The sequence below is a fragment of the Cupriavidus sp. FW305-46 genome, from assembly GCF_058787075.1.
In genome coordinates this window covers 63,808-72,076 of sequence record NZ_JBYSZI010000038.1, presented here as the reverse complement: position 1 = coordinate 72,076, position 8,269 = coordinate 63,808, and the positions used below count along the sequence as shown (strand labels likewise).

Below are 8,269 nucleotides of genomic sequence, written 5' to 3'. Positions count from 1 at the left end.
CCCCGGAGCCCCCCATGCGCCTAGATGACGAAGCCGAAAGCCAGCACGTTGAAGACCGCCGCGGCGGATTCGGCGGTGTCGGCGGCAAGACCATCGGCATCGGCACGGTCATCGTCGCGCTGGCGGCGTCCTATTTCTTCGGCATCGACCCGATGCTGATCATGCAGGGCGCCTCGGTGCTGCAGGGTTCCGGCCCGCAGCAGCAACAGCAGCAGGCGAACCGCCCGCCGGCGACGGATCAGATGACGGTGTTCACGCGCAAGGTGCTGGGCAATACCGAGCGCACCTGGCAACACATCTTTGAAACCCAGCTGAACCGCCGCTATGCGCCCCCCACGCTGGTGCTGTTCTCGGGCGCCACGCCCACGGCGTGCGGCACCGGCCAGTCGGCGATGGGCCCGTTCTACTGCCCCGGCGACCAGAAGGTCTATATCGACCTGGCCTTCTATGACGAGCTGCGCCAGCGCTTCGGCGCCAGCGGCGACTTTGCCCAGGCCTATGTGATCGCGCACGAGATCGGCCACCATGTGCAGAACCTGCTGGGCGTATCGGACAAGGTCGACGGCGCGCGCCGCCGCATGGGCGAGGCGCAGGCCAACCAGCTCTCGGTGCGCATGGAACTGCAGGCCGACTGCCTGGCGGGTGTCTGGGCCGCCACCGCACAGCGCGCCAACCAGCAGCTGCTGGAGCCCGGCGATATCGAAGAAGGCCTGAAGGCCGCCGCCGCGATCGGCGACGACCGGCTGCAGCGCCAGTCGCAGGGCTATGTCGTGCCGGAGGCCTTTACCCACGGCTCCAGCGAGCAGCGCGTGCGCTGGCTGCGCCGCGGCATCGAGTCCGGCGATATCCGCAAATGCGATACCTTCGCCTCGCGCGACCTGTAAGCGCAGGCTCCACCCCCGACGTCGGAAGGCTGCCGGCAATGTGATGTTTGCGTTGCCCGGACTTTGTTCCCTGTCTATAATCGCCGGCAAGGCCGCATTGCGACGGCCAGTCGCCGGCGTCGATCCTCACCGATCCTTCCTGCCGCAGCGCCGGGTTCTCCCCTCAGGACCCCTGCAAGCGCCGCGGTGCACGCCGGCCCCGGTCTGCGGGCCACGCGCCCCCCGACCGACAGGCGACCCGACACGCGGCCAGATCTGCACCATCAGCAACATCGGCCCGGCTTTGCCGCGACTCGACGCCTCTTGCCGCTAAGCCTTACGGCGTCTCCACACCCAAGCCGTTCCGTTCCAACCGCACCGGAGCCACGGCCGATCTTCACTTGCCGTGCGCCCGTGCCAGCCCTGACCTGACATGGCGTCGTTTTTCCTGAAGCGCCCGGCGTTTGCCTGGGTGCTGGCCATCCTGACCGTGGTAGCGGGCCTGGTGGCCCTGAACCGCATCCCCATCGCCCAGTACCCGGCGGTGGCGCCGCCCACGGTGATCATCTATGCCGATTACCCGGGTGCGTCCGCGCGCACGGTGGAGGACCGCGTCACGGCGGTGCTGGAGCAGCAGATGCACGGCATCCCCGGCCTGCTCTACCTGGATTCCAGCAGCGAGGGCGGCACCGCCACGGTGACGCTGGGCTTCCGCCAGGGCACCGACCCGCAGCTGGCGCAGGTCAACGTGCGCAACCGCGTGGCGCAGGCCGAGCCCTTGCTGCCCGAGGCGGTGCGCCGCGGCGGCGTCTATGTCGACCAGGCTAGCAGCAGCGCCTTCATGTACGTGTCGCTGGTGTCCGACAGCGGGCAGCTGGACGAGACCGCGCTGGGCGACTTTGCCGCGGGCTCGATGCTGCCGCTGCTGCGCCGCCTGCCCGGCATCGGCAAGGCCGAGCCATACGGCGCCGAGTACGCGCTGCGGATCTGGTTCGATCCCGACAAGCTGCACGCCTTCAACCTGACCACGGCCGAGGTCGAGGCCGCCATCCGCGCGCGCAACGGCAACGTGACCCCCGGCCAGCTGGGCGCCGCGCCGGCAGTGCCGGGCCAGCCGTTCCAGGCGATCGTGCGCCCGCCCGCGCCGATGAGCGATGCGCAGGCGTTCGGGCGCATCGTGGTGCGCGCGGCCACCGACGGCTCGGCCGTGCTGCTGCGCGACGTGGCGCGGGTGGAGCTGGCCGCCAGCGACTACCGCTACGGCTCCACGCTGAACACGCGCAACGCCGCGTCGATCGGGCTGAAGCTGGCCGACGGCGCCAACGTGCTGCAGACCTCGCGCACCGTGCGCGCCGCGCTCGATGCCGCCAGCAAGGGCTTCCCCGGCGACGTGCGCCATGAGATCTCTTACGACGGCGCCAGCTTCGTGCAGGCGTCGATCTCGCGCGTGGTGCTGACGCTGGTCGAAGCCACGGTGCTGGTGTTCCTGATCCTGTACCTGTTTCTGGGCAACCTGCGCGCCACGCTGATCCCGTGCATCGTGGTGCCGGTATCGCTGCTGGGCACGGTCGCGTGCCTGTATGCGCTGGGGCTGTCGCTGAACGTGATCACGCTGTTCGGCGTGGTGCTGGCGATCGGCATCCTGGTGGACGACGCCATCGTGGTGGTCGAGAACGTCGAGCGCATCATGCGCACCGACGGCGTGGGCGCGATGCAGGCCGCGGCGCGCTCGATGCGCGAGGTCTCGGGCGCGCTGGTGGCGGTGACGCTGGTGTTGTGCGCGGTGTTCGTGCCGATGGCATTCTTCGGCAGCGCGGTGGGCGTGATCTACCGGCACTTCGCGGTGACGCTGGCGGTATCGATCGCGTTCTCGCTGTTCTTTGCGCTGACGCTGGCGCCGGCCATGTGCGCCAGCCTGCTGCGCCACAGCGCGGCGCCGGCGCGCGGGCCGCTGGCCTGGTTCGATGCGCGCTTTGCCGCCTTCACCGGGCGCTATGCCGGCTGGGTGCAGGCGCTGCAACGCAGGCGGCTGCGCTGGCTGGCGGTCTACCTGGCGTTGACGCTGGCATGCGGCTACGCCTTGTGGAAGATGCCCAGCGGCTTCCTGCCGGAAGAGGATACCGGCGAGATCGTGGTCGATGTCGAGCTGCCCGCCGGCAGCACGCAGGCCGACACGCGCCGGCTGGTGGCCGGGCTGGAACAGTGGATGCGTGACCAGCACTACCCGGTGCATTCGAGCTTTGCCGTGCTGGGCTGGTCCAGCGGCGGCAGCGGCGAGCAGCGCGCCAGCCTGTTTATCGGACTGACCGACTGGAAAGCGCGCGGACGCAAGCACACGGCCCAGGCCGTGCTGGCGCGGCTGTCGGCCGGGCTGGAAACCTGGCCGGGCCGCGGCGCGGCGCAGCTGTTTGCGTACAACAGCTCGGCGCTGCCTGAACTGGGCAGCATCGGCGGCCTGGACATGCGCCTGGTGGCGCGCCAGCCGGTGGGGCGCGAGGCGCTTTTCGCCGCGCGCGACAAGCTGCTTGAGCGCGCCAGGCAGGACCCGGTGCTGGGCGAGGTGCGCGCCACCACCGGCCAGCCGGTGCCCGCGCTGGACCTGAAGATCGACTACCGCAAGGCCGAGGCCTTCGGCGTCGATGCCGATACCGTGCACCACACGCTGTCGGCCACGCTGGGCTCGCGCTATATCGATGAAGTCGCGCGCGAGGGCCGCGTGCGGCGCGTGATCCTGCAGGCCGACGCGCCCTTCCGCATGCGGCCGGACCAGCTCGCGCGCGTGCACGTGCGCAACGCACAGGGCGCGATGGTGTCGCTGGCCGCGTTCGCCTCGCTGGAATGGGGGCGCGGCGAGGTGACGCTGGAGCGCTTCGACGGCTTCAGCTCGGTGCGCATCAATGCCGAGGTCGCGCCGGGCCACACCACCGGCGCGGCCATGACGCGGCTGGCCGAACTGGTGCGCGAGCTGGGGCCGGAATACGACGTGCGCTGGACCGGGCGCGCCTTCGAACAGGAGCAGACCGGCACGCAGGCGCCGTGGCTGTTCGCGCTGTCGCTGCTGTTTATCTTCCTGTGCCTGGTGGCGCTGTATGAAAGCTGGACCCTGCCGCTGGCGGTGATCGCGATCGTGCCAACCGGCCTGATGGGCGCGGCCGCGGCGATCTGGCTGCGCGGCATGCCCAACGACGTCTACTTCAAGGTGGGCGTGGTGGTGATCATGGGGCTGGCGGCCAAGAACGCGATCCTGATCGTCGAATATGCCGAGCAGTTGCGGCGCAGCGGTGCGGGCATGGGCGCGGTGGAGGCTGCAACGCGCGCGGCGCGCCAGCGGCTGCGGCCGGTGGTGATGACCTCGCTGGCCTTTGTGCTGGGCGTGGTGCCGCTGGCGATCAGCACCGGCCCGGGCGCGGGTGCGCAACAGGCGGTCGGCACCGGCGTGCTGGGCGGCATGCTGGGTGCGACGGTGCTGGGTACGCTGGCGGTGCCGCTGCTCTATGCCGCGATCGCGCGCAGGTTGCCGCGCGCGCAGCCCGAGCCCGGACACGACGCGACCGCCACGCAGCCGCCTTCGGCATGAGGAGCATGCCTGCGCGCTGACGCGGTCACGAGCCGAGGGAAGAGAAAAGCGCCTGCCTGGCGAAGAGAGAAGGAGGAGGAGGTCAGCCGGGCAGGCGGGAGAGAAAACTTGCGGCCACCGCAGTGGCCGCACGAGGTCTTTGGGAAGACCTGCGAGGATCAGACGCGATAGCCGTACAGCGAACCGTCACCCGTGCGGGAATTGTCGAGCGCACGATCGGCAATATCACCGGTGAAGGTGTGCGCACCTTCGCTGAAGGTATCGAACTTGTCCTTCTTCGAGATCTCGCCGCTGAAGCTATGCGAGCCTTCGGTGAAGCTGTCGAACTTGCCGTCGCGGCGCGAGCCTTCCGAGTACGGGTCGAAGCGGCCGGTGCGGGCTCCGTCCGTGTACGTATCGAACTTGCCTTGCTTGGCGCCGTCCGTATACACGTCGTACTTGCCGGCCTTCAGCGCATCGGCATACACATCAAACTTGCCAACCTTGCTGGCAGCGGGGGCAGCCAACGCCACAGCGGACGCGGCGACCGCCGCGAACACGAGCGCGCCGCCAAGGATACGTCTGGCGATCATTTGGGACTCCTTCAACTGATTTCGTCGTTCTTTCTTTTACGGACCGGGATGAGACTCCGGCCGCTCTGCAATCTATGTTGCGATGCGAGCACGGACTGAAGATTAGTCACAGTCCGCGCAAGCAGAAATACCGCTGCGACGAATGGTGCGTTGCGAGTCGTGAAACGTCTGGCTTGCCGATGAATGGTGTCGATGGATTGCCGGGCACACGCGGCGCGGGACGCGCCTGCGTGGCCCCGGCAGCACGCCTCAGGCCGCTGGGATTTGGCTCGGGATGCGGGTCAAAGCGTGTACTGGCCGCTGGCTTCCGGCTGGAACGCGATCCCGGTGACGCTCACCTGCTGCTCGCGGCCGTCGGGCAGCCGGTAGCTGACGGTCTGGCCGGCGCGCGCGCCCAGCAGCGCCTGGCCCACCGGCGACAGCACCGACAGGCGGCCGGCATCGAAGTCGGCCGCGTCGGGGTACACCAGCGTCCAGTTGCGCGGGGCCTGCTCGCCCGGCAGGTTGCAGACCAGGCGCGTGTTCATGGTGACCACGTCGGTCGGGATCTCTTCGGGCGCGACGATGGTGGCGCGCGCCAGCAGGCTGTCGAGCATGTCCTCAAGCTGCGCCGAGCCGGCGCGGCTGGCGATGCGCTCCAGGCGGGTCACGTCGAGTTCGGTCAGGTACAGGGTGGCGGTATTCGTTTTGGTGGCCGTCATGGCGGGTCCTCCGGCAGTCAGGTGGTTGGCGCGGCCCGGCCAGCATGGCAGGCGGCGGCGGTCGGGTCTTGCAGGTTGGCGTGCCGCGCAGCAGCGCGGACATCAAGGGATCGGCGAAAGCCTTGCGGCAATTGCCGGCAACAACGGAAACGCTGGCTCGGGCCCGGTTCGGCCCGGGCCCCGCTTATGGGAGACGAATCAGGCTGGGAACCGGGCGGAATCAGGCGGTGCGCTGATCCGGCGGGGAGAGACCGCGCGCATGGCGCGCTGGGGCAGGATGTTGGCCGTGGCGATCGCGCATGCGTGCGCGCGGCCGGTCCGCATCAGGCGGACAGGCGCATCGGGCATCGGCGTCAGGCGATCAGTTATGGTCATGCAGAAGGTTGGATAAGGGGCAGCGGATGGTTCCCTGAACAGGCGAGCCGCGTAAGTCGTTGCTCACTACATCGCTCACTGGCTGCGCTGCCCCGAACCCGTGCACCGCAGTGGTGCGATCACGGGAACAGCCATCGTAGCACAGCGATGCGCCTGCGCGCGTCACCCGTTGGCAGCAGGCCCGGCCTCGTGCGCGCCCGCATGGCATTCGCAGGCCGCGCCGGCGGCGGCCTGCTGCAGGTTCTGCAGGATGCCGCATTCACTGGCGGGCTGGTGGTGGTGGCAGGTCTCGCGCAGCGCGCGCAACTGCCCTTCCAGCGCCTCCAGCGCCACCCGCTGCGCATGGATCTGCGCGATCTGGCGGTCCAGCAGCGTATTGATGTCGTCGCAGTCCTGCGACGGATTGCGCTCGAACTCGCGCAGCCGCCGCACATCCGACAGGCCCATGCCGAGCGAGCGGCAGTGGCGCACGAAATTCAGCTGGACCAAGTGGCCGTCGTCATAGCGGCGATAGCCGTTGGCCTCGCGCCGGGGCGCGTCGAGCAGCCCTTCGCGCTCGTAGTAGCGGATGGTTTCGACGTCGCAGCCGCTGGTACGGGAGAGTTCGCCAATGCGCATGGTTTGTGATCCTGGGCAGCAAATCCCTGTAACCACTACAGGGTTAGCCCTAGTGTAGGACAGTCTGGCAACGCTTGCACCCAGCATGCTGGCGCACGTTTGCGGCAGGTGGGGAGCCCCACAGGCAATCCGTTGCACATGGTGTGCTATGCCTCACGCGGGGCGCCGGCGCCATCCCGCATCCTGTAGAATTCCTTGAACGTTTACTGACATACTGTCCTCGCGTGCGCTCAATCCGGCTCCTCCTGCTGGTCATGATGCTGGCCTTCCTGCCCCTGCCGGGCTGGACGGCTACGGTCGCGCACGACGTGGCGTCCGCCGCCGATACGCCGGCCGAGCCAACCATCGCCGATGCCGGCAGCCCAGATGCCGCCGCGGGCCAGCCATCACCGTCGTCTGAAACCGCCGAGCCGCAGCTGCAGCCCGGTGCCGATCTCGCCGAGCAGCTCCTGCCGGCGGCTCCATTGCGTCTAGCGGCCTCGTCCGGTCGCGCCGGGCCGCCGCGCTATGCCGGCGCCCCGCTGCCCGACCCGGACCTGCCGCTGCAGCCGCGTCCGCCGCGCGCCTGATGCCCCCGGCGCGGCCTTGCCCGCGCTCGCCCGTTCTTGTGTGCCGTGCCCCACGAGCGGCGCGCGCCTGCGGCTCGTCCGCGTTTTTCCGTCGTACTGCTCCACCACATACTCATGAAACGCGTATTACTTTTCCTGGCGACCAACCTCGCCGTCATGCTCGTCCTCAGCTTCACCGCCAGCGTGCTGGGCGTGAATCGCTACCTGACCGCCAACGGCCTGAACCTGGGCACCCTGCTCGCGTTCGCCGCGCTGATGGGCTTCGGCGGCGCCTTTATCTCGCTGCTGATGTCCAAGACCATCGCCAAGTGGTCCACCGGCGCGCAGGTCATTACCCACCCCAGCACCAGCACCGAGCTGTGGCTGGTGCAGACCGTCGAGAAGCTGGCGCAGCGCTCCGGCCTGCCCATGCCTGAAGTGGCCATCTACGACGGCGAACCCAACGCCTTCGCCACCGGCGCGACCAAGAACAGCTCGTTGGTGGCGGTGTCCACCGGCCTGCTGCAGTCGATGTCGCACGACGAAGTCGAAGCGGTGCTGGCGCACGAGGTGGCGCACGTGGCCAATGGCGACATGGTGACGCTGACGCTGATCCAGGGCGTGGTCAACACGTTCGTGATCTTCCTGGCGCGCGTGGTCGGCTACTTCGTCGACTCGATGTTGCGCAAGAGTGACGAGGAGTCGAGCGGGCCGGGCATCGGCTACATGGTCACGGTGGTCGTCTGCGAAATCGTGTTCGGCATCCTGGCCAGCATCATCGTGGCCTGGTTCTCGCGCCACCGCGAATTCCGCGCCGACGCCGGCGCGGCCGGCCTGATGGGTTCGCCCACGCCGATGGTGTCGGCGCTGCGCCGCCTCGGCGGCCTGGACCCGGACGGCCTGCCGCAGAACATGCAGGCGATGGGCATCGCCGGCGGCAAGTCGTGGCTGGCGCTGTTCTCGAGCCATCCGCCCATTGAGCAGCGCATTGCCGCGCTGCAATCCGCGCGCTGAA

General features: G+C 68.9%; 7 protein-coding genes. 4 read left to right on the top strand and 3 right to left on the bottom strand.

Translation table 11 applies throughout. The features are described from left to right. Window positions 1-14 precede the first annotated feature (14 nt). Window positions 15-884 (top strand): KPN_02809 family neutral zinc metallopeptidase, encoded by an 870-nt coding sequence (gene ypfJ / locus AC3WON_RS19180; RefSeq protein WP_492320045.1) that lies wholly within the window; start codon window positions 15-17, stop codon window positions 882-884. Between the two features lie 412 nt (window positions 885-1,296). Further along, the gene (locus tag AC3WON_RS19175; RefSeq protein WP_492352498.1) at window positions 1,297-4,440 is read left to right on the top strand and encodes a multidrug efflux RND transporter permease subunit; all 3,144 of its coding nucleotides are present in this window, start codon (window positions 1,297-1,299) and stop codon (window positions 4,438-4,440) included. Between the two features lie 158 nt (window positions 4,441-4,598). On the opposite strand, the gene AC3WON_RS19170 is transcribed toward AC3WON_RS19175, so the two are convergent. The 3 genes from AC3WON_RS19170 to AC3WON_RS19160 form a co-directional block, all read right to left on the bottom strand. Further along, the gene (locus AC3WON_RS19170) at window positions 4,599-5,012 is read right to left on the bottom strand and encodes a hypothetical protein (protein ID WP_010812154.1); all 414 of its coding nucleotides are present in this window, start codon (window positions 5,010-5,012) and stop codon (window positions 4,599-4,601) included. A gap of 281 nt (window positions 5,013-5,293) precedes the next feature. Then, entirely contained in the window at window positions 5,294-5,713 is a 420-nt protein-coding gene (gene rnk / locus AC3WON_RS19165; protein ID WP_492320047.1) for a nucleoside diphosphate kinase regulator, read from the bottom strand. Between the two features lie 537 nt (window positions 5,714-6,250). Beyond that, window positions 6,251-6,706: a Cd(II)/Pb(II)-responsive transcriptional regulator gene (locus AC3WON_RS19160; protein ID WP_010812157.1), complete on the bottom strand. Its 456-nt coding sequence runs from the start codon at window positions 6,704-6,706 to the stop codon at window positions 6,251-6,253. Window positions 6,707-6,960: 254 nt separating this feature from the next. Here AC3WON_RS19160 and AC3WON_RS19155 point away from each other — a divergent pair, with 254 nt between their 5' ends. Together AC3WON_RS19155 and htpX are read left to right on the top strand one after the other, a co-directional pair. Then, window positions 6,961-7,275 (top strand): hypothetical protein, encoded by a 315-nt coding sequence (locus AC3WON_RS19155; RefSeq protein WP_492320048.1) that lies wholly within the window; start codon window positions 6,961-6,963, stop codon window positions 7,273-7,275. 114 nt (window positions 7,276-7,389) lie between these two features. Beyond that, window positions 7,390-8,268, top strand: a complete 879-nt coding sequence (gene htpX / locus AC3WON_RS19150; protein WP_492320049.1) for a protease HtpX — start codon at window positions 7,390-7,392, stop codon at window positions 8,266-8,268. Window position 8,269: the final 1 nt, after the last annotated feature.

Excerpts from the sequence above, each read along its gene's own strand:
- AC3WON_RS19170 (WP_010812154.1), bottom strand. The coding sequence starts at position 5,012 with ATGATCGCCAGACGTATCCTTGGCGGCGCGCTCGTGTTCGCGGCGGTC.
- AC3WON_RS19160 (WP_010812157.1), bottom strand. The coding sequence starts at position 6,706 with ATGCGCATTGGCGAACTCTCCCGTACCAGCGGCTGCGACGTCGAAACC.
- AC3WON_RS19155 (WP_492320048.1), top strand. The coding sequence starts at position 6,961 with ATGATGCTGGCCTTCCTGCCCCTGCCGGGCTGGACGGCTACGGTCGCG.
- htpX (WP_492320049.1), top strand. The coding sequence starts at position 7,390 with ATGAAACGCGTATTACTTTTCCTGGCGACCAACCTCGCCGTCATGCTC.
- ypfJ (WP_492320045.1), top strand. The coding sequence starts at position 15 with ATGCGCCTAGATGACGAAGCCGAAAGCCAGCACGTTGAAGACCGCCGC.
- AC3WON_RS19175 (WP_492352498.1), top strand. The coding sequence starts at position 1,297 with ATGGCGTCGTTTTTCCTGAAGCGCCCGGCGTTTGCCTGGGTGCTGGCC.
- rnk (WP_492320047.1), bottom strand. The coding sequence starts at position 5,713 with ATGACGGCCACCAAAACGAATACCGCCACCCTGTACCTGACCGAACTC.